Source organism: Citrobacter sp. Ce129, from assembly GCF_030334545.1.
Lineage (GTDB): Bacteria > Pseudomonadota > Gammaproteobacteria > Enterobacterales > Enterobacteriaceae > Citrobacter > Citrobacter europaeus.
The window spans coordinates 1-323 of the sequence record NZ_JAOWDS010000028.1 but is presented as its reverse complement, the minus strand read 5'-3'; the positions used below and the strand labels follow the sequence as shown (position 1 = coordinate 323).

Genomic DNA, 323 nt, shown 5'->3' with positions numbered 1-323 from the left:
AACATGCTGACCGGCATGCTGAATGGTACACAGACACTCCGGGACGGGATGATTGGGTTATTTTCCTCCCTGACACAGTCAGTGATTAAAAACCTTGTCGATATGGCAGCGCAGGCGCTGATTACCAACACCATCCTGAAATCCATTATGGGCATTGGCGGCAGTCTTTTTGGCGGCGCAGCCACCGCGAGCACCGGCACGGCCATCAGCAGTTTTGGCAGCAGTTTTAGCTTTAATGCGAAAGGCGGTGTTTATGACTCACCTTCATTAAGTGCCTACAGCAACGGCATCTATGACAGCCCGACCCTGTTTGCTTTTGCAAA

Annotated in this window: 1 protein-coding gene; it reads left to right on the top strand. The window is 51.4% G+C overall.

Annotation, left to right across the window (positions count from 1 at the left end):
* The coding region (locus OGV77_RS00820) for a phage tail tape measure protein (RefSeq protein ID WP_286502532.1) at positions 1 to 323 on the top strand (323 nt) is incomplete at both ends.